Consider the following 25,136-nt stretch of genomic DNA (forward strand, 5'->3'; position numbering starts at 1 on the left):
GTTAATTTGAAATCGAAAATCCGGTACTTGAACTTTTCTTTCCATGCTTTATAATGTCTAAAACATCGGGGGTCAGGATAATTCCGCTTTCAGCCGAAACTATAAAACCCAAAATGCTTGATACTCTGGTCAGGCTGGTTACTACGTCAGCCATAAACGTAGTCGGCACAAATACAATATCGTTAGACCTCAGGTAAATATTTTGAGTCATATCACCTTTAAATGCTTTTTTTATGTCAAAGGTGGCAGTCTCACCTTCTCTTACCACTACAACACCGGATTTATTAGCATTCGTACCAAACCCGCCACATTTAACTATCGCCTGAAGCAATGTCATGTTCTCCTCCATCGTAACCACACCGGGAGTGGTAACCTCGCCTGCAACAATCACCTTATGGCTTGAAAGAGTAGTTGGATTGACCATTACCATTGGATTTACTATATATTCCTTAAGCCGGTCTGCCATCTCAGTTTCAAGGGTTTTTACGGTTTTACCCCTGACATCCACATCCCCAATGAGAGGAAAGCTGAACTTGCCATCTACGCGTACCCGTATGCTGCTTATTGTAAGGTCGTCATGTCTGTGGACTTTGACAGAGAAAATGTCGCCAGGACCCAGAGTAAACTCCGGCTCTTTCTGCAGTTGAGCATCAAGCGAAGTGTTATCGCTGAGGCTGTTATACGCACTAAATTTGGATGATTTTGAGGGGGTTGAACAGCTGAAAAGTAAAAAAATAAAAATAAGAAGCAGAAGCATTTTAGCCGTAAACTCTGATATTTTCGTCATAATCAACCCCTTTGAAGCATGATATTAATACCGGATGCTACCATAAAAACAGTGTTTAGTGCAAGCGGTTTGAACACTGAGTGGTATTACAGACAGGCTAAACATCCTTACTTTTTCAGATTCTTGATCGCTGAAGCTGCTGCTTTAATAAAAAAATGGATAAGCCCCTTATAGAAAAAGATTTTTTTCCGGTAGCCTAATTTTTTTACAGAAGCGCCCTCATGGTGAATTGCTGCTGCATCTTTACAGAGCCCGATTTTATAATCTGTGTTTTTATAAAGCCTGTAGCACCAGTCAACATCGTTAAAGAAAATTGGAAATCGTTTTTCATCCAGCTCTCCAACCTGTTGCCAGCAGTTGCGCCTTACCAAAAGGGCAGATGCCATAGGCTGCGGCACCTCCTCCGTTTGCAGATGTTGCTTGTGGGTGAGTTTCCACTTTTTAAATCCTCCAAGCTCCTCTATCCCAACTTTCTCTAAAACAATAGAAGCAACTGAGGGAAACCTTCTGCAGGAAATCTGAAGTTGCCCGTCAGGATAGTACAAAAGAGGGGCAACAGCTCCCGCCCATAGCGAAATCTTCAAGAAGTTAACTAACTTTTCAGTTGTATCAGGATATAGCGCCACATCGTTGTTTAACAGAAATATATACTGACCGGAAGATGCGTTGACCCCCTGGTTAGTGGCCTTAGCATATCCTAAATTAGTATCGTTTCTAATCCAGGTGATTTCCTTAAACTCTGCTTGTACCCTCTCCTGGCTACCATCTGTTGAGGCGTTATCAACTACAATTATCTCTTTTTGAAATGTTCCAACTGATTTCTCTATGGACTTAAGACATTGCATGAGGAGCTCTGCGTGGTTCCAGTGAGGTATGACAAACGATACGGTTTCCATTAAAACTCCGAGGAAAAGTACCTGTCAGCTTTCTTTCTTATGCAAGAGCGTGTTATATATATCCTGAAGCTGTTGGAATTTCATATTCTCAGGGTCTATTCCATTTATTCGGGTGATGAATTTCTCGCATTTAAACAAATATTTGTCATCCCGTCCCTTTTTCTGCATATACCCAAGCGTAGCTCTCAGAGCATTTAGATTTATGACGAAATTTGAAGTCATCCCATCAGCAGCCTTTTCAAACAGATCGATAGCTTCTATGAACATGCCCTTATTAATCAAATCAACGCCCTTGTTGTTGATACTTATGATTTCAGCCTTAGTGTCTGCTACAAAGGCAAGTCCCTCCTCACCCATACCCAAATCCTTAAAAGTTTCCTGTACCTGACTGAGCACGCCATCATCGGAGTGGTTGTTTCTAACGACACTTTTCATCATTTCCATGCCTTTGTCTTTTTCGCCTGCCGCAATAAAAGACTGGGCTATCTCAATGGCAACATCAGGAGAAACTCTGCCATCAAGCTTAGTGTATATTTCTTCAGCCTGTTTTAATGACTCCACAGCCTTTTCCTGTTGCTCAGATTCAGAGTAAATATGGCCTTCTATAAGAATCGCCTGAAGCAGAACCTCGTCATTGCCGGGAAAGTCCGCCCGCACCTCGCTGACCATATCGAGGGCTTTACCTGCATTACTCTTCTTAACTAAAACCTTTGCAAGCTGTGTGTAATCAGAGGCATCCTTAAAGAGAGATGTTTTCCCAAGCTTAACGGCAGTTCTTAATGATGTCTCTGCTTTATTGAGGTCTTTATTTTTAAAAGCAATGTTGCCCAGTGCCCTTTGCCTGAGTATTGCCTTAGGTGACTGATGCACTGCCTCTTCTAAGGTTCCCTGAGCGCCCCTTGTGTCACCCAACCGCTCAAGTGACTTAGCAAGCCAGTCATAAGCAGGTATAAACAGGTCATTTTCAATAATGAGTCCTTTAAACGTGTCACGGGCCTCGATGAATCTTTCTGTAAAGTAGTACACCTTTCCTAGATTATACACTGCCCATAGCACTCTGTACATATTCAACACCTGCAGATAAACCTTTTCTGCCTCAGTGTAATCAGGCTTCAGCATATTGACCTCGCCCTTTACCTTTAAGATATCTAAAAGCTGCTTAGGATATTTCTCCATTAACTTATCACATAAAACGAGCGCCCTGGAATAATCCCTGCGGGATATTGCCTCATCTATATCGGCAAACATCTTTTTCTTCTCATCCACGGCTTTTATCCGCTGCACAAGGGAGGCGCTTGTAAAGGGTTTTATCAGATATCCGTCCGGATGAAAGTCCATCATACTCATAACCATATTAATTGTGTTTTCAGCCGTTATCATTATAAATATTGTGGAAAAACCGACTTTATTATTGTATTTTAACTCTTCAAACACTTGTTGGCCATCTTTCTTACCATCGCCCAGATTATAGTCACAGAGGATTATATCATAGTGTTTGTGGGAAACTTTATTGACGGCTTCGGCTCCATCCTCGGTTGTTTCAACAAGCTTAGCACCAAGCCCAAGCAGGCTTCTTCTTAAATAGTCCCTGAATTCCTTGAAATCCTCAATTACAAGAACTTTTTTCTCTACCAGGACAAGCTCTTTTGCCTGTTCTCTGCTGTATAATACTCTTCCCATTTAGTTAATTTGAATCACTCTGATTTAATTTATCGCTCCCTGTATGAATAACATAAGCCAACCCGTAACAGATCACCTTCAATACCAAAATTTATCCCCCTTTGTACGCTTTGATATTATACATAAAAAATAAATCTTTTACAATGGCTGCCGAAAAAAATTGATAAGGTCTTATGGAGAACTAATTTGCCGGGTTTTCTTTACAGCTTTCTTATTTATCAGGTTTTTTGTTATACTAGGGGCTGTGGATTTTTTGAACCTTTCAAAATTCCGAAGGCCAGGCAGATACATTGGCAATGAGGTAAATATAACAAAAAAAAGAGGGCTTGTCAGATTTGCCCTGTGTTTTCCTGATCTTTATGATATAGGTATGTCTAATCTGGGGCTAAAAATCCTCTATAAAATCATAAACGACATTCCCTACGCCTCAGCCGAAAGAGCTTTCAGCCCGTGGATTGACCTTGAGGAATACCTGAAACGAGAGGGCATTCCTCTTATGACTTTAGAAACTGCCACCCCGCTCAATAAATTTGATGCCGTAGGATTTACACTTCAGTACGAGTTGTCGTATCCCACAGTCCTTAATATGCTCTCTATGGCCAATATCCCAATAAAAGCCGGGCAACGTAACCACACACACCCAATTGTGATAGCCGGAGGCCCGTGCACTGTTAATCCGGCGCCGGTTGCCGGATTTTTTGACGCATTCGCTATTGGAGATGCCGAGGATTCAATAAAGGAAATCACCGAGGCAATTTATCTCCATAAATCAGAAGGAGATGGCAAACGTGAGAGTATCCTTAAGGCGCTCTCTGAAATAGAAGGAGTTTATGTGCCCGGGTACTCATCAAAACCTGTTAAGAGAAGATACATCCTCAATCTTAACGACTCCCCGTATCCGTGTGCATTCCCCGTTCCATTCACTGAAGTCGTCCATGACAGGATAAACATAGAGATCGCAAGGGGTTGTAGTTGCAGCTGCAGATTTTGTCAGGCCGGTATGATTTATCGTCCGGTTAGGGAACGTGACCCTGAAACAATTATGAGGCTTGCTGCTGAATCTGTTGCTGCAACAGGCTATGACGAGGTGTCCTTTACCTCTCTGAACTCAGGAGATTATTCAAATCTGCCCTATCTGCTTAAACTTTTTAACCGTAAGTTTAAAGACAAAAATATTTCGTTTTCATTACCATCCCTTAGAGTAAGCTCTGTAACAGAGGATGTCATAAGGGAAATCAAGGTGGTGAAAAAATCTGGCTTTACGATAGCCCCTGAGGCAGCCACCTCAAGGCTAAGGCTTGTGATTAATAAGGATTTTGGGCAGGAGGATTTTGAACGCACCCTGTACTCCATATTTAAGGGTGGTTGGCTTAACCTTAAAATGTACTTTCTCACAGGACTTCCCACAGAGACCGATCAAGACATAGAGGCAATCCCAGGGATGGCTGCAGAGGCTATGAAAATTGCCAGAAAACACACCGGACGCTCTGTAAACATTAGTGTTGCAGTGTCGCCCTTTGTACCCAAAGCTCATACGCCGTTTCAGTGGTGCGGGCAAATTCCAATGGATGAAATAAACAGAAAAAACAGTTACTTAAAACGGGCACTTTCCCGAAAAGGGCTCAAATACAAAGGGCATGATGAAAGAATGGCACTTCTTGAAGCAGTCATTGCACGCGGAGATGAATCGGTCTCCCCGCTTATTGAGGCAGCCTGGAATAGCGGCGCAAGACTCGATGCGTGGACGGAGGTTTTTGATTTCAATAACTGGGCTAATGCTGCCGAAAAAACAGGACTCGATTTAAATGCTCTTGCTGAAAAATCCATAAAGCCAGGGCAGCCCACTCCGTGGAGCATAATTGATACCCAGGTAACGGATGATTATCTAAACAAAGAATACGAAAAGGCTCTCTCAAGTGAAAAAACTGTGGACTGTAAACTTACTTGCAACGCCTGCGGAGTGAAATGTAAAAGCGGCCAGTTCCTCTCTGATGTCAAACCCGCCGAAATATCTGACAGAACACCTGATTCATTCAAAACCCGGTATAATCCGGTAAAAGTGCGGATAGTGTTTTCTAAGACAGGAAACATGAAATACCTCTCACATCTTGAGCTCCTGACCACCATACTGAAATCTCTGCGCAGGGCTCAGGTTCCTCTTGTTTATTCAAAGGGGTTTAATCCCTCCCCTAATGTGGCCTTTTCGCCGGCGCTTGGCGTAGGAGTGTCCGGGGAGCGGGAGTTTTTTGATATGGAGGTTACACCTCCTTTTAATTTAAACCGTTTTAGAGACATTATAGCTCAAAACATGCCTCTTCCTATAGCAGATATGTTTTTTATCCCTCTAAACACACAGTCTCTCTGTAAGTTTATAACAGCCTACAGGTATGAGATTAAAAACATCGGCTGCAGTACTGAAGACATACAAAGCCGGATAAACACAGAGGAAAACAGGTGGATTTTACCTATACTGGTACGATTTGATATAATTAATGGTAACCTTGAAGTGCTGCTAAAAGACACAGACAAGGCGATGGTGAAATTATCAGCTTGTGTAAAAGCATTGACAGGTAAGGAGTTAGAAGATGTGGATGTATCAAGAAAGGCTATGTACGGCTGGCAAAGTGACTGGGTTGAACCCACTCAACAAGTGCAGGGTTAAGGAAACAGATGGCAAATGAAATCATAATAAACCACACCCTTGATGAGGTACGGGTGGGGGTGTTAGAGGGCGGGCAGCTTGTTGAGTTTTATGTGGAGCGAAAAAAAGAAGCCAGCATGGTCGGCAATATTTATAAGGGCAAAGTGGTAAAGATACTGCCCGGTATGCAGTCGGCATTTGTGGATATTGGACTGGAGAAAGCCGCGTTCCTTTATGTAGCCGATATTAAAACCGAATCAGAAGATTTTACAGCTTTTTTAGAAGAGACCGATGTTCCGATAGAAATTCCAACACGAAAAAGCAGAGGCGAGCTTACAATCAGCGAACTTATTCAGGAGGGACAGGAGGTAATAGTACAGGTATCAAAAGATCCGATAGGGACTAAGGGTGCCCGCAGCACTTCTTACATAACAATTCCCGGGCGCTACCTCGTGCTTATGCCGACAATCGAGCACATTGGAATATCCCGCCGGATAGAAAACCCCGAGGAAAGACAGCGGCTTCGTTCCATCGTGGAATCAATAAAACCTAAAGGGTATGGCCTTATTGTTAGAACAGCAAGCGAGGGCGCCAATCAGGAGGAACTCCAGCATGATATGGAGTTTTTGATGCTCGTTTGGGATAACATTCACAAGAAAAAGGAGAAAGTTTCCGCCCCTGCGCTATTGTACAGTGATTTAGACCTTAGCTTCAGAAGTGTCAGAGACCTACTCAGTAACGATGTCGAGCGCCTTGTCATTGACTCAAAAGACGAGTATGAAAACATACTTGATTTTGTTAAGAATTTCTTCCAAAAGCTGCTAAATAAGATAGAGCTTTATGACCGCAAAGAGCCCATTTTTGATGCCTTTGGCATAGAGCTTGACATATACAAGGGGCTTGACCGCAAAGTGTGGCTAAAATCCGGCGGCTACATCGTGATAGACCAGACGGAGGCCATGACGGTTATTGATGTAAACACCGGTAAGTATGTGGGCAAAAAGGATCTTGAAGATACGATATTAAAAACAAACCTTGAAGCCGTAAAAGAAATAGCGTACCAGATACGGCTAAGAAACCTGGGCGGCATAATCATTATAGACTTCATAGACATGGAACTGCAGGAAAACCGTGACAAGCTCTATCTTGCCTTTGTTGAGACAATGAAAAAGGACAGAGCCAAAAACACCATATTTAACGTATCGGAGCTTGGCCTGATTCAGATGACAAGAAAGCGGATACGGGAAAGCCTTGGACGCACACTTTGTGAAAGCTGTCCGATGTGCGAAGGAAAGGGGTTTGTCAAATCCGCTAAGACGATAAGTTATGAGATATTTAGGCGATTAAAGAAGGCTCCCATCCACAAGGGCGCAAAGGTGGTTATATCGGCCCACCCCATAGTGGCAGACTATCTGTCTGATGAGCAAAGGGCTGGCCTTGAGGAGTTTGAAGTTACCCATGATGTAGCGGTAATAGTAAAGGCAGATTCGCGGTTACACAGGGAAAATGCAGAAATATCCGTGGTATGATTCAAAAGTCAAATCCCGATCTTGCAGATGAAACAAAATATTCAACTCTGGTTTCTTATCTAAAATCGTTAAAAAGTGTTGTGTTAGCTTACTCAGGCGGCGTTGACAGCACTTTCTTACTAAAAGCGCTCTCCGATGCCCAAATTCCTGCTCTTGCCGTGACAGCCAAATCCCCCTCAATGCCGGTTGATGATTATAACCGGTGTGTCAGTATGACTCTGGAGTTTAAAATACCGGCAAGGACAATTGAAACGGATGAGATGAAAGATGAGCGATATGTTGCCAATACGCATGAGAGGTGTTTTTACTGTAAGAGCGAGTTATTTACTAAATTAAGAGCTGTTGCTGAGGCAGAGGGCTATGAGTATGTGATAGATGGCTCTAACACTGATGATCTAAGCGATTACCGGCCTGGGTTTAAGGCAAAGGAGAGGTTCAGAATAAAGAGCCCCCTGATAGAAATTGGAATTACTAAGGCTGAAATCAGAGCATTGTCGCAGCGCTTTGGATTAAGCACATGGGATATGCCCTCATCGCCGTGTTTAGCCTCGCGGCTTCCTTACGGAGAACGTGTGACAGAAGAGGCACTCAGAATGATAAGTGAAGCGGAACATGTGTTAAAGGCGCTTGGCTTTGGTGAGCTTCGGGTGAGAAAACACGGTGATATGGCTCGTATCGAGTTACACGAGGGCGACATAGAAAGATGCACTCGTACCGATATAAGAGAGAAGATCGTACAGGAGTTAAAATCTATCGGTTTTCTCTATGTATCGTGTGATTTGGAGGGCTACGTAAGCGGCAAGTTAAACCGTGCGCTTAAGAAAGCGAAACTATGAATGATACTGAATTTATACATAACATAAACCTTTGTGTAAAGTGTGGCGGGTGTAAGGCAGAGTGTCCGACCTACTTTGCATCGTCAAAGGAGATGGAAAGCGCCCGTGGCAGGATGCGCTTACTTAAGGCGTTTCTAGGCGGAGAGCTTGCGCCCGGCAAAAAACTCAGTGAAAAGATCTTCAGCTGCCTGCTTTGTGGCGATTGCTCAAACCGCTGTCCGTTAAACATAGACATCCAGGAGGTGATTTATCATGCCCGATATCTGCTTAAGAGTTATGACAAAAAGAGGAGGTTTTATCGCCCGCTTACAAAGATGCTCTTTAAAAATACTGACTTCTCTGTAAAACTCTACAAACCGTTTCAAAAGTATTTTAATAAGCGGATGGTAGCGGACGGGTTGATACCAGAGGATGTGGAGTTTTGCGAAAATCAGTTTAAAAAGACCAATATTTTTTTAACGAAAAATAAAATCGGACGTGTCGCCGTGTTTTCCGGCTGTACGGCCAAGCATGTGTATCCGGAGCTTTCCTATTCGCTGGCAAACGTGCTTAACGCGTTAAACTATGAGGTGGTGTTTCCCAACACAGAGGTCTGCTGCGGTGCGCCGTTTAGAGCTCTTGGATTAAATGATACCGCTATAAAGTATGCAGAGAAAAATTACAACACTTTCAGCAAATTAAACGTAGATGCCATAGTGTCCCTGTGTCCAACCTGTGTGGTAGCACTAAAGAAACACTATAAGCTCCTCATAGGAAAAGAGTTTGACAATGTCTATGACATAGCAACTTTCTTGAAAGAAAAACTCACAGGCCATATTACAACAAAATCAGGGATTGACCTTGATGTCTCAGTCCATGACTCCTGCCATGACAGAAATGAGTTAAAAACAGGAGAGATTACAAGAGCAATCTTAAGCGGCATGGGGGCAAAGATAATCGAGCCGCACAAACAAACATGCTGCGGCTTTGGCGGCACATTTAGTTTATTCTACAAAGACATGTCAAACGTAATCCTGAAAGATACGTTAAAGGGACTGGTTCAAACCGGCGCTAAAGCTTTTGTAACAACTTGCCCAAACTGCATATTTCAACTGAGTAAACTAATGAAAGATAAACCCATATATCACCTTATCGAGCTCGTTGAAGAGGTTCTCATGAAAGAGCAAAAAAAGGATTAACAGATTCTTTATACTATCATGTATGAGACTTAAGGAACTTTTAGATAGTTATTATAATTCTTTTAACTTTAAGGAAAGAGTCTTAAATGACCCCATAGAGTTTCCCTCTTTGTACAAAACCCCCGCTGACATAGAGGCCGCAGGGCTGATTGCCGCCTCTTTTGCCTATGGCAAAGTGACTCTGTTTAAGCCGGTAATACGACAAATCCTCGAAAAAATGGGTGGGAGCCCTTATGAGTTTCTCATAAATTTTAATGTTAGAACACAGGGTAAATTATTTTCAGGCATATCGTACAGATTTAACCGTAATGAGGATGTGTTGGCTTTTTTGTTTGTACTTGGTGAAATTCTAAAAAATTACGGCTCTGTAAAAAGACTTTTTTTAGAGAATTTTAATGGCAGCATCTATGATTCAATAAACGGCTTTGTACAATACGCTGTAAGCGTAAATACAGAACCGGTTTATGGTAATAACCAAAAAACAAATGGTTTTTTACAATTTTTCCCAGACCCGGCAAAAGGCAGCGCATGTAAGCGAATAAACATGTATCTGCGGTGGATGGTACGCAACAGAGACATAGACTTTGGACTTTGGCCTGAGATACCGGCCTCAGCTCTGGTAATTCCCCTTGATACACATATATCAAAGGTGGCACGCTGTCTGGGGCTTACAAAGCGAAAAACCAATGACTGGAGAGCTGCCGTTGAAATAACTCAGGCTCTTAGCGTCTTTGAACCCCTCGACCCGCTCAAGTATGATTTTGCACTTTGCCACCACGGCATATCAGGCAACTGTAAGGGTGTTGGCGATACTGAGTGCGATAAGTGCTCCTTTAAAGAGTTTATCAAATAAGCTTCGGACATTAAATTGGTATATTTAACAGAAACTTAACTTTGCATTTTATTATTTTACTTCAAACTTTACGGATTTTATGTTAAAATCTTAGAACTATGTTTAGCAGTAATGAACAAATAGAGGCTTGAAATGAAGAAAAGCAACATTCCTGATTTTACAAATGTAAGGAGATATCACCTCTCTGAGAGAAAAAGCAAGGTTTGTGTTTCAAAAGCAGGAACCCCTTATAGTCCAGGAGGCAGTTTCAGGGATTTTCTGAACACCCTTCCTGATATTTTAGCGGCGGGAGACTTCAACTCTGCAGCTAACGCCATTGTAGAGGCAAGAAGTAATGGTGCCTCCGTAGTGCTTGGCATGGGAGCACATCCAATAAAAGTTGGACTGTGTCCGGTCATTATAAATCTGATAAATGAGGGGCTAATTACTGCTATTGCCACAAACGGCGCCTCGGTAGTTCATGACTTTGAGTTGGCCTACATGGGTTACACATCGGAGGATGTCTTAGAGCAGCTTAATGACGGGAGCTTTGGTATGGCTTATGAAACAGGAGTGTTTTTAAATGAGGCTATCAATAAAGGTGTTGATGAGGGAAACGGCATAGGGTACTCAATCGGAAAATACATAAACTCTGAACCCTCGATGAAGCACAGTGAGAAAAACAGCATTTTTGCCGCCTGCTTCCGTAAACAAATTCCAATAACCGTCCATGTTGCCATAGGAACTGACATAATCCACATGCACCCGGAGGCTGACGGAGCTAAAATCGGGCTGGGAAGCATGAGAGATTTTCGAATTTTCACTAGTGTCGTTTCCGGGCTAACTCACGGAGTGTTTATAAATCTTGGCTCTGCCGTACTAATCCCTGAGGTGTTTTTAAAGGCTCTGACACTTGCAAGAAACACCGGCAGCCGTGTTGACAACTTTACGGCCATAAATATGGATTTCATCCGGCACTATAGAGCCCATGAAAATGTACTTAAAAGACCAACCGCAAATGGCGGCAGAGCAATAAGCCTCATAGGGCACCATGAGCTGATGTTTCCGCTTTTAGCGGCGGCGGTGCTTGAGAAAAAAGCGGATTATTCAGCCGCATAGATTTATTTATAAAAGAGGAGTATTAAGTTTTATGGAAATAAAAAAAATGTTGGATGAATCATCTCAGTATGTGATGGAAACCTATAAGCGCTTTCCGGTGGTGTTTTCTAAGGGCAGGGAAATGCGCCTGTGGAGTGTTGACGGGAAAGAGTACCTGGACTTTCTTGCAGGTATTGCCGTTAATGTCTTAGGGCATTGTCATCCTAAAATTGTAGTAGCTATCCAAAAGCAGGCACAGAGGCTGATTCACGTCTCAAATTTCTATCACAACGACGTTCAAATTAAACTTGCCCGGCTTTTGATAAAACACTCGTTTGCCGACCGTGTGTTTTTTTGTAACTCCGGGGCAGAGGCAAATGAGGCTGCTATTAAGCTTTCCAGAAAGTACGCCAAGGCACACCACGGTGAGCACTGTGTAAACATTATAACAGCTCTGAATTCCTTTCACGGGAGAACTCTTGCCACAATAACAGCTACAGGGCAGCCTAAATTTCAAAAGGGATTTGAACCACTTGTGCCAGGCTTTAAGTACGTGCCGTTTAACGATTTTGAAGCTATCGAGGATGCCGTTGATAAAAACACTTGTGCCGTTATGATTGAACTGATTCAAGGCGAGGGCGGTGTGATTGTGGCCAGTGAGGACTATTTAAAAAAGCTGAGGGCTCTGTGTACTGAAAAAGGGGTTCTTCTGATTTTTGATGAGGTTCAAACCGGCATGGGACGCACCGGCACACTGTTTGCCTACGAACACTACAAGATTGAACCAGACATCATAACACTAGCCAAGGGGTTAGGAGGCGGGGTTCCCATAGGAGCCTGCATGGCGCGTGATGATGTTGCCAAAGCCTTTGAGTACGGTTCTCATGCCTCTACTTTTGGCGGTAACCCGCTGTCCTGTGCCGCAGCCGTTGCAACCCTTGAGACACTCCTTGAAGACAGCATTATGCTCACTGAGTGTAAACGTCTCGGAGACCATCTGCAAAATTCTCTCTTAAACTTGAAAGACAAGTTCCCTAACATAATAATGGATGTACGAGGACGGGGGCTACTGCTTGGAATGGAACTGACCCGTGAGTGCAGTCAGGTCGTACAGGCGTGTTTTGAAAGAGGAATACTGATTAATTGCACAGCTGGTAATACGCTGCGCTTCTGTCCACCTTTGATTGTAAAAGAAGAGGACATTAACAAACTCATAGATGTACTCAATGAGGTTTTGGCGAGGTTATCGTGAAAAGAGATTTTTTGACCTTTTGGGAACTATCGAAAAATGAAGTTGAAAGCATACTTGAGCGTGCTGCATGTTTTAAAGCAGGAAATACCGGCAATAAGAGCTCCCTCAGCGGCAAAAGCATAGGACTGTTCTTTGAAAAATCATCAACACGTACACGGGTTTCTTTTGAGGTGGGGATATATCAACTCGGAGGGCAGCCTGTTTACATACGCAGCGGTGACAGCCAGGTGGGGCGCGGCGAATCAATCAGCGACACGGCGCGGGTGCTCTCCCGCTACTTTGACGGACTAATTGTACGCACATACGCTCAGGTACGGCTTGAGGAATTTGCAAAGTATAGCACGGCGCCTGTAATAAATGGTTTGAGTGACACACATCATCCCTGTCAGGTGCTGGCCGATTTGCTTACCATAAAGGAAAGAAAAGGTAAGTTGCAGGGCATTAAATTAACATACCTTGGAGATAGCAATAATGTTACAAATTCGCTGATTGAGGCCTCACTACGAATGGGAATTGTGCTGTCCATAGCATCCCCGGCCGGGTTTGAGCCTAAGCCTGCTATGATGAAAAAACTCCATGACTTAGACTATCAGGGAATAAAGATATACAACGACCCTGTTGAGGCTGTAAAACAAGCCGACGTGGTTTATACCGACGTGTGGATAAGCATGGGGGATGAAGAGACAGGTCAACAAAAAAAGAAGGACGCCTTAAAACCGTTTCAGATTAACGATGCCCTTTTAAAACATGCAAACCCTGATGTCACAGTGCTGCACTGTTTGCCAGCCCACAGAGGGGAGGAAATAACCGACAGTGTCATAGACGGCCCGATGAGTGCCGTGTTTGACCAGGCTGAAAACAGGCTGCACACACAGAAGGCTCTGTTAGAGATGCTAATCGGTTAGCTTTGGAGTTACCCACTTTGGCGGCTGGAGTTTCTATAATTCCTCTGGGCGGTGTAGAGGAAATCGGGTTGAATATGACAATTTTAGAGACAGACGATTCTCTTATAGTAATAGATGCAGGGCTTATGTTTCCAGAGGAGGGAATGCACGGCGTTGATTTTGTTATACCCGACTATTCGTACATTTTAGATAATAAGGATAAACTAAGAGGAATAATTATAACCCACGGACATGAAGACCACACGGGGGCACTGCCATTTCTCCTTAAGGATTTAGGCCCGGATGTGCCAGTCTATGGTACGCTTTTAACCATAGGGTTAATCAAGGATAAACTCAAGGAATATAATGTCAAGGACTTATTGTTTATAATAATTAAGCCGCGGGACAGGATAACACTTGGCGACTTTACGGTAGAATTCATTCGTGTTGCACACAGTATAGCTGATGGCGTGGGGCTTGCCGTTGAGACCCCTTATGGCACAATTATTCACACGGGCGATTTTAAGTTTGATTCAAGCCCAGTGGATGGCGAGTTTCTGGATATATCGAGATTTGCGCATTATGGTGAAAAAGGTGTGCTGCTTTTGATGTCTGACAGCACAAACGCCGAGCGTGGAGGTTTTACCCCGTCAGAGAAAGTAGTACGGGCTGCCTTTGAGGATGTCTTTGCAAAGGCTGCAGGACGAATAATTATAGCTACATTTGCCTCAAACATCCACAGAATTCAGCAGGTGGTGGATGTTGCGGTTGAGTTTGGTAAAAAAGTTGTTTTATGCGGCAGAAGCATAGTGTCAAATGTACGTATAGCAATGGACCTGGGCTACCTGAGAATACCCTTTGATACGTGTCTTAAGGTTGAAGAGATTAAAAACCTTAAACCCGGAGAGACAGTCATCGTAACAACAGGGAGCCAGGGAGAGCCCATGAGCGTGTTAACCCGAATTGCCCGCAATGAACATAAGCAGATAAAGGTTAAAACCGGAGACACTGTGATAATCTCAGCAAAGGCAATTCCAGGCAATGGCAGAGCGGTTGGTAAAATAATCAATCAACTGTTTAAGATAGGAGCAGATGTAATTTATGAGAAGGTGGCAGATGTACACGTCTCAGGACATGCCTCGGTTGAAGAGCTTAAACTGATGCTTAATATAACCAAACCAAAATACTTTGTACCCATTCACGGTGAGTACAGACACCTTCACCGCCACGCATACGTGGCCAAAACTCTTGGCATTGCTGTAGAAAACATATTTTTACTGTCTAACGGTAACGTGCTTGAAATCAACCAGCAGGAGGGAGTTCTTGCCGACGGGGTAACTGCAGGGAGAGTTTATATTGAAGGAAAAAACCTCTGTGATATTGGCGATCTGGTGCTTAAGGAACGGAGGCGGCTTGCTCAGGACGGCGTTGTCATAGTGCTCATTTCAATAGCGAAGGAGGACGGGAGTATAGTCTCAGGCCCCGACATTATAACACGAGGTTTTGTCTTTGAAAGCTCCTCAAAAGAGATTATGGATGAGGCCAGAGCTCTTATTCTTGAGGCTTTTGCCACTTTTGATGACTCCTTTGTAAAAAGCGTATCCAATATATCTGCAAAAGTTAAAAGCATTCTCAGAAAGTTCATAAGAAATAAGACTGAAAAAAGACCGATAATTATGCCGGTTATCGTAGAGGTGTAGTTGCACCAAAAATTTGACATTACGTTAAAAGGTTTGTTGAAAGATATACCTGTCAAGTTCCTAAAAATTTTATCTGGTTTTGATAGTGGAAAATTTCTTGATACTCAATTGACAAATGTAAATATCCTGATTCCTGACTTGTTAATAGAGCTTCCTGACTTAACTATTTTACACGTAGAAATTATGAGCAATCCTGAGAAAATGTTGAAGCGGATGTTTCTTTATAATGCACTTATTTTCAATCACTATGACAGGTTACCAAAACAGATACTTTTGTATGTTGGTGACAAACCTTTAAATATTGAAAACAAGATAGGAAATTATTCTTTTGAGATTGTTGATATAAAAGACATAAACTGTTCTGAGTTACTTGAAAGTGACAAACCTGAAGATATAGTTTTAGCGATATTGTGTAAATCCGAAAACATAGACGTTACTGTCGCTAAGATATTGGAGAAACTATCTGTGCTACCATTAAAGGACAGAGAAGATTATATTTTGAAATTACTCTATCTATCCGACTTAAGAAAATTATATACTAAAATAAAACAGGAGGTAGAGAAAATGCCTATAACAATTAACTTAGAAGACAGCGATATTTATAAGGAAGCTGTGGAGAAGGGATTGTCTAAGGGTAAACTGGAGGGCTTGTTTGAGGGTAAACGCGAGGGCTTGTTTGAAGGTAAACGCGAGGGCTTGTTTGAGGGTAAACGCGAGGGGTTAATAGAGGGCATTGAAGGTATGCTTGAACTCAAATTTGGCATCAATGGACTTGAATTAATGAATATTGTCAGAGCTATAAATACATTAGATAAATTGGAGGAGTTGAAAAATCTTATCAGGAAAGCCGGTTCGGTGGATGAATTGAAAGAGTTTTTGGGGAAGAGTGTGTAAAAATACTAAAAAATGCTGAATAAGGCTGATATAACAGAAAATCTAAAGAACACTGTTTATTTTTTATCTAAGGAAATAGGCCCAAGGCCATATAGTAACCTTAATGCCCTGAATAAAACCTCCGACTACATTTCAGCATCTCTTAAAAGTTATGGATACGATGTGTCTTATCAACCATACAAATACAAAGGAAATAATTATAAAAATATATACACTGAAATTAAAGGAAACAAAACGCCGGAAATATCAATTGTAATTGGTGCTCATTATGATACAGTATCTACTACTCCGGGGGCTGATGATAATTCAAGTGGAGTCGCCGGCTTGCTTGAGATAGCAAGATTATTAGAAAATTCCACCTTTGATAAGACAATTCGTTTCGTTGCATTTACACTTGAGGAACCGCCGGCTTTCATGACTAAAAATATGGGGAGTTATGTTTATGCCAAAAGTCTGAAGGAGAACAATGAAAATGTCGAATTAATGATATGTTTAGAAATGATTGGATACTTCAGTAAAAAACAGAAATACCCTCTTCCTGTTCTTAAGTGGTTTTATCCCCATGAAGGCGATTTTATTTTACTTGCCGGTGATACTAACTCACAGCATTCCATATCAAAAGTAAAAAATGGCTTTAGAAAAGGAACCGTCATGCCTGTTGAATCCATTACTGCACCCAGGTTTATACCCGGAATTGATTTTTCGGACCACAGATCCTTCTGGAAATTTGGCTACAATGCCATTATGGTTACAGATACGGCATTTTACCGGAATCCAAATTATCATAGATCAACAGACACGCCGGAAACATTGGATTATGACAGTATCACCGAAGTTGTATTGGGGCTTAAATCAGCAATATGTGAAATAGCAAACATTAAGATGTGAATAATTGATATTCATTATTTGCTGTTAAAGCTGCTTTATATATTATGAAAATATTCATGTATGTTATTATAAGAAAATAGAATAAAGGGATTTTAAATGCCACAATATTATGACATTACACTGAAAAGTATCTTGAAAGAGTTGCCACGAAAATTTATGAAGATATTAACTGGATTTGAAACGGCAAAATTTCTGGACGTTCAATTTCCTGACATTAGGTACAGGCAACCAGATTTGCTGGTGGAACTCCCAGATGACACGTTGTATCATATGGAGATGCAAGCACAAAATGATGGCAACATGGATTGTAGAGAACTGGAGTATTATCATCTGATATTCTGCGAGTTTAGGAAATCTGTTACCCAAGTGGTTTTATATGTAGGCTCAGAAAAACTGAAGATGAGTAACGAAATTAAAGCAAAAGGTTTACATTTCACCTATCAGATAATAGATATCAGAGATATAAATTGCCGAGAACTTCTTGAAAGTGATGATCCGGGTGATAATATTTTGGCAATCCTTTGTAAGACAGATGATGCCGATGGAACAATAAAGGGAATTCTTGCAAAATTATATGAATTACCGCCTGAGGAAAGAGAAAACTATATTCTAAAATTACTAACCCTGTCAAGGCTAAGGGGTTTAACAAAATCCGTAGAAAGGGAGGTTAAAAAAATGCCGGTAACTATTGATGTGAGTACAGATGTACTTTATTTGGAGGGCATGGAGAAGGGCTTACTTGAGGGTAAACAAGAAGGGAAGTTAGAAGGGTTACTTGAAGGTGAACGGAAAGGCTTACTTGAAGGTGAACGAAAAGGCTTGCTTGAGGGAATTGAGTTAGGACTTGAACTTAAATTTGGTTCAGCCGGACTTGAGTTGATGAATACAGTCAAAGCTATGAATACTATAGATAAACTGGAAGAATTTAAGAATTATATCAAGAAAGCCGGTTCAGTGGATGAATTGAAAGAGTTTTTAGGAAAGAATATATAAAGCTTACAATAGTGCCGACAGATGCGATTTGTATTCTTTATGGAGTTGTACTGGGGCTTAAGTCCACAATATGTGAGATAGCAAGCGTTTAAACCTCCAATGCCATGGTAGTTTATTTCAATTTTAAAAATTCCTCATGTGCAGTATTTACAGCATAATGAATCTGCTCCTCCGTGTGATTTGCCATAACGAAAAATCTTACTCTTGTTGCATCCTCGCTAACAGCAGGAAAAAGTATCGGCATTGCAAGAATTCCTCTGTCAAATATGGCATTGGCAAGCTTGAGTGTTTTTATTGAGTCACCGATAATGACGGGTATTATGGCTGTACCATTACTGGTTCCGGTGTTAAGTCCTTTTTCCTTTGCGAGTGTTAGAAAGAGGCTTGACAGATAATGCAGACGGGCTACCCGATAAGGCTCTTTTTTTATCGTTTCAAGTGAGGCTATTGCAGCAGCCGTATTTGCCGGTGTTATGCTGGTTCCAAAAATATATCCAGGTGTTGTCAATCTGAGATATTTAATCAGTTCCTTCGAACCGGCAATGTATCCCCCACAACTCCCAATAGCCTTACTTAACGTCCCCATCCACACATCCACATCTGAGCGGTTAACGTTATAATGCTCTCCAACTCCACCGCCATTTTTCCCCAAGACACCTATCGAATGAGCCTCATCTATCATAAGTAATGCCTTGTGGCGTTTCTTTATTTCAATAATTTTGGGAAGATTCGGAATATCCCCGTCCATGCTGTAAGTTCCTTCTATAAGAATAAGAACTTTCTTATACATGGCTCTCTCTTTCTTTAAAATAGCATCGAGAGCCTCCCAATCATTATGCGGGAAAGTTATTTTTCTTGCACCCGACAAAAGACTTCCCTGAACAGCGCTCATGTGCATATAAAGATCATGTACGATTAGATCACCGGAGCCGACCAGCGTTCCAACTATGGTTTCGTTTGTACCAAACCCGCTTGGCAACACCAGGCTGTCTTCACAGTTAAGGAATTCAGCCAATACCCTCTCCAGTTTCTTGTGAAGCGGGGTTAATCCTGTTATTGGATTAGTAGCTGAAACTGATGTGCCATATGTTTTGATAGCGTCTATAGAGGCATTACATACCGAACTGTCACAAGACAGCCCCAGATAGTTGAAAGTTGCAAAGTTTATCAAGTCACTGCCGTTTATGTTCATAGTGCTTCCGGCCATACCGTTATTGACCTGAAAGTACGGATTTCTAATTCCTAACGATTCCCACAGGGCTAATCTGTTACTCCATTCTATATATTTCGGAAACTTATCGAACCGGTAATATTGTTCATCTATTTCATCCAACACAACCGTTTCTTTGGCAGATATTTCCAAAACATCATCCGAAACAGGTGTAATCCTATCAGAAGGCAATTTCAACGGAGTTTCACTTATAACAGGCGCTTCACAAGCAATATAGGCTGCTAACTTCTCTATAGTCGGGTATTCATAGAATAGCCTTTCTTCAAGCGAATGCCCCAACGCTGATTGCAAATCAGCCATTATCTGCACAACCATAAGGGAATCAATGCCGTATGTGAATAAGTCCCGTTTGTTGTCCATTTCTTTTGAGGGGATCTTCAGATGTAACGATATTTTACTTACAAGCCATCTGTCTAATTTACAAATATCCTTATCACAGCCATCGAGTTTTTCACACTGATCTTCAACTGATTCATCCCTTACAGGTTCTGTATCTTTTAACGCCCACAACTTTTCTATCTCCCCTGTTTCATAACCATGACGCAACCGATGACGTTGAATCTTACCGCTTGATGTCATTGGAATACTATAGGGACGCAGCAACACAACGTCATAGACAGATAGTTCATGCTCCTCTGCTACAGCCTTACGTATCGCATTGGCAATAACCTCAGGTGGAAGAACATCGGCATCTCCATGTGATTGGGATGTTTTGTTTGATGTCTTTTGATGTACGCTGCAGGCATTTCCAGCTATAGATTCTCTGTCTTTTAAAATATCTCTCAAGCCAGTTAAATATCCACTATTTACCTCTATGGCGACAATAAGCTTCTCTTCTCCGTTTACTTCTGTAGAAAAAGCACCACAAGCACCCACTCTTATTGGTCTTGTCCCATTTACATCAAAAGAAATCTCATCTACTGTCCACTCTATATCCTGAGGATAATAGTTCTGTCCACGGATTATTATCATATCCTTGATACGACCAGTAACAAACAGACTGCCATTAAATATAAACCCGGAATCACCTGTCCTTAAAAAAGGACCGTCTCCGGTATCGGATAAATATGCCTGAAAGGTTTGTTTAGTCGCCTCAGGATTATTCCAATACCCTTTTGCCACATTTTTGCCAGATATCAATATCTCACCAATCTCTCCGACAGGTTTTGTAGCGTTGGTCTCAGGGTCGGCTATAACAATCTTTTCGTCAAGCCATGGCTTGCCATTTCCAACTAATATCTTTGTTCCTTTCCCGTTATTACCTTCATTACCTGTTAAAACCACACGATTACGTTCAAGTTCATTTGTAAGTAAAGATTTATACACCTGTAAGTCCCCACGCTCTCCGCCGGTTGCAAACAGCGTAACCTCGGCAAGTCCATAAGCCGGATATAGCGTTTCTCTTTTAAGTCCATACGGTGAGAATGCCTCGTAAAAACGATCCATTGTGCTGCTGTTAACCGGTTCAGAGCCGGATAGGGCAATCTTCAAGTGCGATAAATTAAGTCCTTGTTTTTGTTCATCCGTTATTTGACGTGCACATAGTTCATATGCGAAGTTTGGTGCAAGAGTTACAGTAGCTTTATAATCGGATACAGCTTTAATCCAACATATTGGTTTCTGTAGAAAAGAGATTGGGGCCATAAAATAAAGACGCATCCCCATATAAATAGGGGAAAGTACCTGACCTATCAATCCCATATCATGAAACAGAGGACTCCACCCAACGGCAATGGAATCTTCTGATAAGTTAATTGCAGATTGGAGCATTAGTTCATTATAAATAATGTTTTCGTGGGTTATCATTACTCCTTTAGGTTTAGCTGTCGATCCGGAAGTGTATTGGAGAAAAACTATATCGTCTGCATTAACCAAATTTTCCCAATAGTCTTTTGCGTTATCCTCGCTAATGGTTTCTGTTGAGACCCATGGTAAATCTTTTAGTGACAGATCCTCTTTATACATTGGTTTTATTTTATTTACGATATTGGATTTGCTAAGAATAACGGATGGTTTGGAATCATCTATTATGGATTTAAACCTGTCAAGTTTTTGATTCCTTTTTGGGGGATAAGCAGGGACAGCAATAATGCCGGCATAAACACAGCCAAAAAACGCACAGATAAAATCCAGGCCGGATGGGTATGCTAAAATCGCTCTTGATCCTCTATGGTATGACCTTTGAAGTTCAACGGCAATTGAACGGGCTTTCTTATCAAGCTCAGCATAAGTCAAAGATATGCCGTTTCCCTCACCATCAGGTAAGAAAGTATAAGCAACCCTATCCGGATGCTTATTTACTCTAAACCGGAGTAAATCAACCAATGTTGAGATATTACTAAACTTGTCAGTCATTATTTTTTTTCCTTTTATTTATTCTCACTAATATATTTCCATTTAACTACTACGCATTTAACCCAATCTTCTTCTTATAAAACATCTCTACAACCTCTCTGTCGAATGGATTTACAATCATACCTGCATCGGCAATGACTGATTGCCCATTGATAGCGCTTGAGCTGCCGCTTAATAAAAACGCTATCACGTTGGCTATTTCTTTTGTTTCAATTGCTGCTTTTCTAAATGTTAAAGCATCTGTATAAAGAGATAGTTTTATAAAGTCTGGAATTCCTGCGGCTGAAGATGTTCGTATGACGTTTGATGAAACAACATTAAATCTAACCTGTGAAAATTGACTGAACGACTGTGCAAGATATACCACTGACGATTCTAAAGCAGCTTTTACAGGAGCCATATAACTGTAGTTTTCAATAGCTATTTTAGTAAATGGAACAGAAAGTGTAACCACTGAGGCGTTGTTATCAAGTACGTCTTTGAAAGCACAAGACAGACTGATTAAAGAGTAACAGGATATGTCAATCGCCTGAAGGAAATCCACCTTTCTTGTCTCATGAAATGGTTTAAGTCCTTCCGAAAAGTTGGCAAATGCTATAGAGTGTAACATTCCGTCTATTTTACTATGTTTGCTTGAGACATCTTTATAGAGAATTGCTATCTCATCCTGGTTTTCTACATTACAAGTAAAGATATCAGTATCTGGTATAAACTGTTGTACTTTTTCTTTTACGGTAGCGTCTTTTACTACATAAATACACTCTGCTCCTTCATCCACAAGGCACTTTGCTGCAAAATATGCAATGCTTTTTTTATTAAACACTCCCACAATCAGAAACTTCTTGCCCTCTAACTGCAAAAAACTCATTTTAGTTTTGCCTCAAGATAATCTACTGTGCTTTTCATGCTTTTTAAATGTGGAAAATCCTCATCTGGTATTTCTATTGCGTATTTTCTCTGAAGTGCCATCACAACATCAAGAAAATCCATGCTGTCCATCTCCATCATGTTACTAAATGGCAGCTCTGTGTCCTCAATTGTGGAACAATCTACCTCAGTCATAACGTCCTGCATTATCCCTATCACAACATCCATAATTTCTTTTCTTGTCATTTCGCATTTCTCCCGTTTGTGTATGTTTTATTCATATTTTTTTATTATAACTGTAGAATTAATACCTAACATTCCAAAGGAATTATTTAGAATATATCGTATCCCGTCTAATTTTATAGGCTCATTTCTTACTATATTTGTAATCATACATTCAGCATCGAGATTATCTAAATTTAATGTGTGATGAATAAAACCATCGGTAAAAGAGGGCAGTTCACCAGCAAGCTCAAGTGCCCCAGCAGCTCCCATCGTGTGTCCAATATAGCTTTTAGTGTTCGTAATATAAACACTGTTATGTTTACCGAATATGTTATAGATAGCCCTGCCCTCTGTTTTGTCGCCCAGAGGTGTTGACGTTGAGTGAGCATTTATAATGCTAATATCCTGCGGTTCAAGTACTGCCCTGCGGAGAGCCTTAACCATACATTGCTCCTGCCGCTCCTGATTAGGTGCTACATAGTCTGAGGCGTCCGTATTTATCCCATAGCCGACTAACTCACCATAGATTTTTGCCTTTCTTGCTAAAGCATCATCTAACCTTTCCAGTATGTATAAACAACCGCCTTCCGATATTACTATACCGTTTCTATCAGTATCGAAAGGTCTGCAAGCCTTTTGAGGGTCGTTGTTATTAGCAAGGGCACCTTCATTTCTAAAGCTTGCAAAACATAGAAATGTTCTTATACTTTCAGACACCCCACCGCATATAGCCAAATCAACCTCGTCTAACATAAGCATTTGTGCACCGTGAATAAGACCAATGTTACCTGCTGCACAGGCTGCTCCTAAAGTGTAATGCGGTCCGGTTATTCCAAGATTAAGAGCAATCTCTCCTGCAGGATTATTTGATATAGTCTTTGGATTAAAAAGATGGGATACGTATTTCAGATTGTATCCGTAATCCTTTATAGCCATTATTTCCTCTGTTGCTTCTGCTGCACCATGCTCGGTAATTCCAACATATATTCCTATATTGGATTTATCCAAAACGGCTAAATTAATACCTGCATCTTTTAACGCCTCATGAGCACAGTATATGCCGATTGATGCTGCTCTGGTACCTCTTCTTCTCTCTTTTTTTGACTGATATTTGCTTTCGTCATAAACGCAAACGCCAGCTATAACCTCACCCATAAGTTTCTCTTTATAAAGAGTAACACCTGATTTGCCCTCAAGGAGATTTTTCCTGAACTCGGCAAGATTGTTACCGTTAGGCGATGTTAAACCCACTCCTGTAATTACAATTCTTTTGTTTTTCATTCTCTTTCAGTCACATTTATAAATGTAATAAAGTCTCCTCTATGAGGTTCCTTACCAATGATTTGACAGATATTATTTCGTTGCACCGATGAGCATTCGCGCCAGCAAAAGCAAACCCTTCATCGAGGTTACCTTCGGCAGCATTAAATAAAGCCTTGGCAATGCAGTAAGGAGCAGTTTTAGGGTCACAGGTTTTTAAGCAAAGATATGTACATTTAAAAGGAATAGTTTCCCCTTTGAATATCCTCTCCACAAATTCGTTTCGAATAACCCTACCAGGCAGCCCTACTGGACTTTTTATTATCACTAAATCTTCTTCTTTCGCATCTAACCATGCCTGTTTGAAATTCTCATGGACATCGCATTCATATGTACAGACGAACCGGCTTGCCATTTGAACACCGGAAACACCTAATTTTAGATATTTCGCAATCTCACCGCCATCAAATATCCCTCCTGCCGCTATTACAGGAATTGGCGGAGTGTATGAGTTCGCAATCTCAAGGATATCAGTTACAATCTGCTCAAGACTTTGTGCCTTATTCTCTACAATATCTTTATAAGTAAACCCAAGATGACCCCCTGCCTTAGGGCCTTCAACTATAACAGCATCGGGTATCTTGTTATAATTGTGGCTCCAAAATTCACATATAAGCTTAAATGTCCTGACTGACGATACGATTGGTAACAGCTTGACATCTTTTCCATCAAGGTATTTGGGGAGATCCACAGGCATACCTGCACCGGAGATAATTATATCTACACCCTCTTCAACTGCGGCTTTAACGAACCGTTGATAATCAGATACGGCATACAAAATATTAATGCCTATTATCCCGTTAGTTAAACTCCGCGCCTTCTTGATTTCGTCTTTTAATGCCTTTACTCTAACCTCACCATCTGCATTGTTTTTACCAGATATGGTATATCCTAATCCCGTAGCGGCAATTACACCAATGCAACCCTCATTTGCAGCAGATGAAGCCAATCCAGCAAGAGATATTCCCACACCCATCCCGCCTTGAATTATCGGAACTTCAGCCGTTAAATTCCCTATTTTTAGTTGTGGCAGGCTTTTACTCATAACAC

General features: G+C 41.4%; 20 protein-coding genes. 12 read left to right on the forward strand and 8 right to left on the reverse strand.

Features of this window, described 5'->3' with window-relative positions:
- Position 1: 1 nt before the first annotated feature.
- The 3 genes from HQK88_03050 to HQK88_03060 form a co-directional block, all read right to left on the reverse strand.
- The gene (locus HQK88_03050; GenBank protein MBF0615777.1) at positions 2-787 is read right to left on the reverse strand and encodes a polysaccharide export protein; all 786 of its coding nucleotides are present in this window, start codon (positions 785-787) and stop codon (positions 2-4) included.
- Positions 788-894: 107 nt separating this feature from the next.
- Positions 895-1,683 carry a glycosyltransferase family 2 protein gene (locus tag HQK88_03055; GenBank protein ID MBF0615778.1) on the reverse strand — a complete coding sequence of 263 codons (789 nt, stop codon included), beginning with the start codon at positions 1,681-1,683 and terminating at the stop codon, positions 895-897.
- Between the two features lie 24 nt (positions 1,684-1,707).
- Positions 1,708-3,363, reverse strand: coding sequence for a response regulator (locus HQK88_03060; GenBank protein MBF0615779.1), 1,656 nt, complete (start codon positions 3,361-3,363; stop codon positions 1,708-1,710).
- Between the two features lie 244 nt (positions 3,364-3,607).
- On the opposite strand from HQK88_03060, the gene HQK88_03065 reads away from it, so the two are divergent.
- The 12 genes from HQK88_03065 to HQK88_03120 all read left to right on the forward strand — a co-directional run bounded on the left by HQK88_03065 (position 3,608) and on the right by HQK88_03120 (position 18,088).
- Positions 3,608-6,025, forward strand: a complete 2,418-nt coding sequence (locus HQK88_03065; protein ID MBF0615780.1) for a DUF2344 domain-containing protein — start codon at positions 3,608-3,610, stop codon at positions 6,023-6,025.
- 8 nt (positions 6,026-6,033) lie between these two features.
- On the forward strand, positions 6,034-7,533 hold the full coding sequence (locus HQK88_03070; GenBank protein ID MBF0615781.1) for an Rne/Rng family ribonuclease: 1,500 nt from the start codon (positions 6,034-6,036) through the stop codon (positions 7,531-7,533).
- Complete coding sequence (gene larE, locus HQK88_03075) at positions 7,530-8,369, forward strand: ATP-dependent sacrificial sulfur transferase LarE (GenBank protein ID MBF0615782.1); 840 nt, start codon at positions 7,530-7,532, stop codon at positions 8,367-8,369. The genes HQK88_03070 and larE overlap by 4 nt, the downstream gene beginning before the upstream one ends.
- Complete coding sequence (locus HQK88_03080) at positions 8,366-9,547, forward strand: (Fe-S)-binding protein (protein ID MBF0615783.1); 1,182 nt, start codon at positions 8,366-8,368, stop codon at positions 9,545-9,547. The genes larE and HQK88_03080 overlap by 4 nt, the downstream gene beginning before the upstream one ends.
- A 22-nt stretch (positions 9,548-9,569) precedes the next feature.
- A complete protein-coding gene (locus HQK88_03085) occupies positions 9,570-10,400 on the forward strand; it encodes a TIGR02757 family protein (GenBank protein ID MBF0615784.1) in 831 nt (276 codons plus the stop codon).
- 132 nt (positions 10,401-10,532) lie between these two features.
- Positions 10,533-11,498: a deoxyhypusine synthase family protein gene (locus HQK88_03090; GenBank protein MBF0615785.1), complete on the forward strand. Its 966-nt coding sequence runs from the start codon at positions 10,533-10,535 to the stop codon at positions 11,496-11,498.
- 31 nt (positions 11,499-11,529) lie between these two features.
- Complete coding sequence (locus HQK88_03095; protein ID MBF0615786.1) at positions 11,530-12,729, forward strand: acetylornithine transaminase; 1,200 nt, start codon at positions 11,530-11,532, stop codon at positions 12,727-12,729.
- Positions 12,726-13,634 carry an ornithine carbamoyltransferase gene (argF, locus tag HQK88_03100; GenBank protein ID MBF0615787.1) on the forward strand — a complete coding sequence of 303 codons (909 nt, stop codon included), beginning with the start codon at positions 12,726-12,728 and terminating at the stop codon, positions 13,632-13,634. Before HQK88_03095 ends, argF begins: the two co-directional genes overlap by 4 nt.
- Positions 13,635-13,636: 2 nt before the next feature.
- Positions 13,637-15,313, forward strand: a complete 1,677-nt coding sequence (locus HQK88_03105; GenBank protein MBF0615788.1) for a ribonuclease J — start codon at positions 13,637-13,639, stop codon at positions 15,311-15,313.
- On the forward strand, positions 15,314-16,207 hold the full coding sequence (locus tag HQK88_03110; GenBank protein ID MBF0615789.1) for a hypothetical protein: 894 nt from the start codon (positions 15,314-15,316) through the stop codon (positions 16,205-16,207). It abuts the gene before it with no gap.
- 12 nt (positions 16,208-16,219) lie between these two features.
- Complete coding sequence (locus HQK88_03115) at positions 16,220-17,095, forward strand: M28 family peptidase (protein ID MBF0615790.1); 876 nt, start codon at positions 16,220-16,222, stop codon at positions 17,093-17,095.
- Between the two features lie 156 nt (positions 17,096-17,251).
- Positions 17,252-18,088 carry a hypothetical protein gene (locus HQK88_03120; protein MBF0615791.1) on the forward strand — a complete coding sequence of 279 codons (837 nt, stop codon included), beginning with the start codon at positions 17,252-17,254 and terminating at the stop codon, positions 18,086-18,088.
- A gap of 112 nt (positions 18,089-18,200) precedes the next feature.
- Here HQK88_03120 and HQK88_03125 read toward each other — a convergent pair whose 3' ends face one another.
- The 5 genes from HQK88_03125 to HQK88_03145 are packed head-to-tail and all read right to left on the reverse strand — an operon-like array spanning position 18,201 to position 25,131.
- Positions 18,201-21,674, reverse strand: a complete 3,474-nt coding sequence (locus HQK88_03125) for an aminotransferase class I/II-fold pyridoxal phosphate-dependent enzyme (GenBank protein ID MBF0615792.1) — start codon at positions 21,672-21,674, stop codon at positions 18,201-18,203.
- 49 nt (positions 21,675-21,723) lie between these two features.
- Positions 21,724-22,542, reverse strand: a complete 819-nt coding sequence (locus tag HQK88_03130) for an SDR family oxidoreductase (protein ID MBF0615793.1) — start codon at positions 22,540-22,542, stop codon at positions 21,724-21,726.
- Positions 22,539-22,787 carry an acyl carrier protein gene (locus HQK88_03135; GenBank protein MBF0615794.1) on the reverse strand — a complete coding sequence of 83 codons (249 nt, stop codon included), beginning with the start codon at positions 22,785-22,787 and terminating at the stop codon, positions 22,539-22,541. Before HQK88_03135 ends, HQK88_03130 begins: the two co-directional genes overlap by 4 nt.
- A gap of 27 nt (positions 22,788-22,814) precedes the next feature.
- Positions 22,815-24,047, reverse strand: a complete 1,233-nt coding sequence (locus tag HQK88_03140) for a beta-ketoacyl-[acyl-carrier-protein] synthase family protein (protein ID MBF0615795.1) — start codon at positions 24,045-24,047, stop codon at positions 22,815-22,817.
- 16 nt (positions 24,048-24,063) lie between these two features.
- A complete protein-coding gene (locus tag HQK88_03145; GenBank protein ID MBF0615796.1) occupies positions 24,064-25,131 on the reverse strand; it encodes a nitronate monooxygenase in 1,068 nt (355 codons plus the stop codon).
- Between the last annotated feature and the right edge of the window lie 5 nt (positions 25,132-25,136).

Source organism: Nitrospirota bacterium (assembly GCA_015233895.1).
Taxonomy (GTDB): Bacteria; Nitrospirota; Thermodesulfovibrionia; order Thermodesulfovibrionales; family Magnetobacteriaceae; genus Magnetomonas.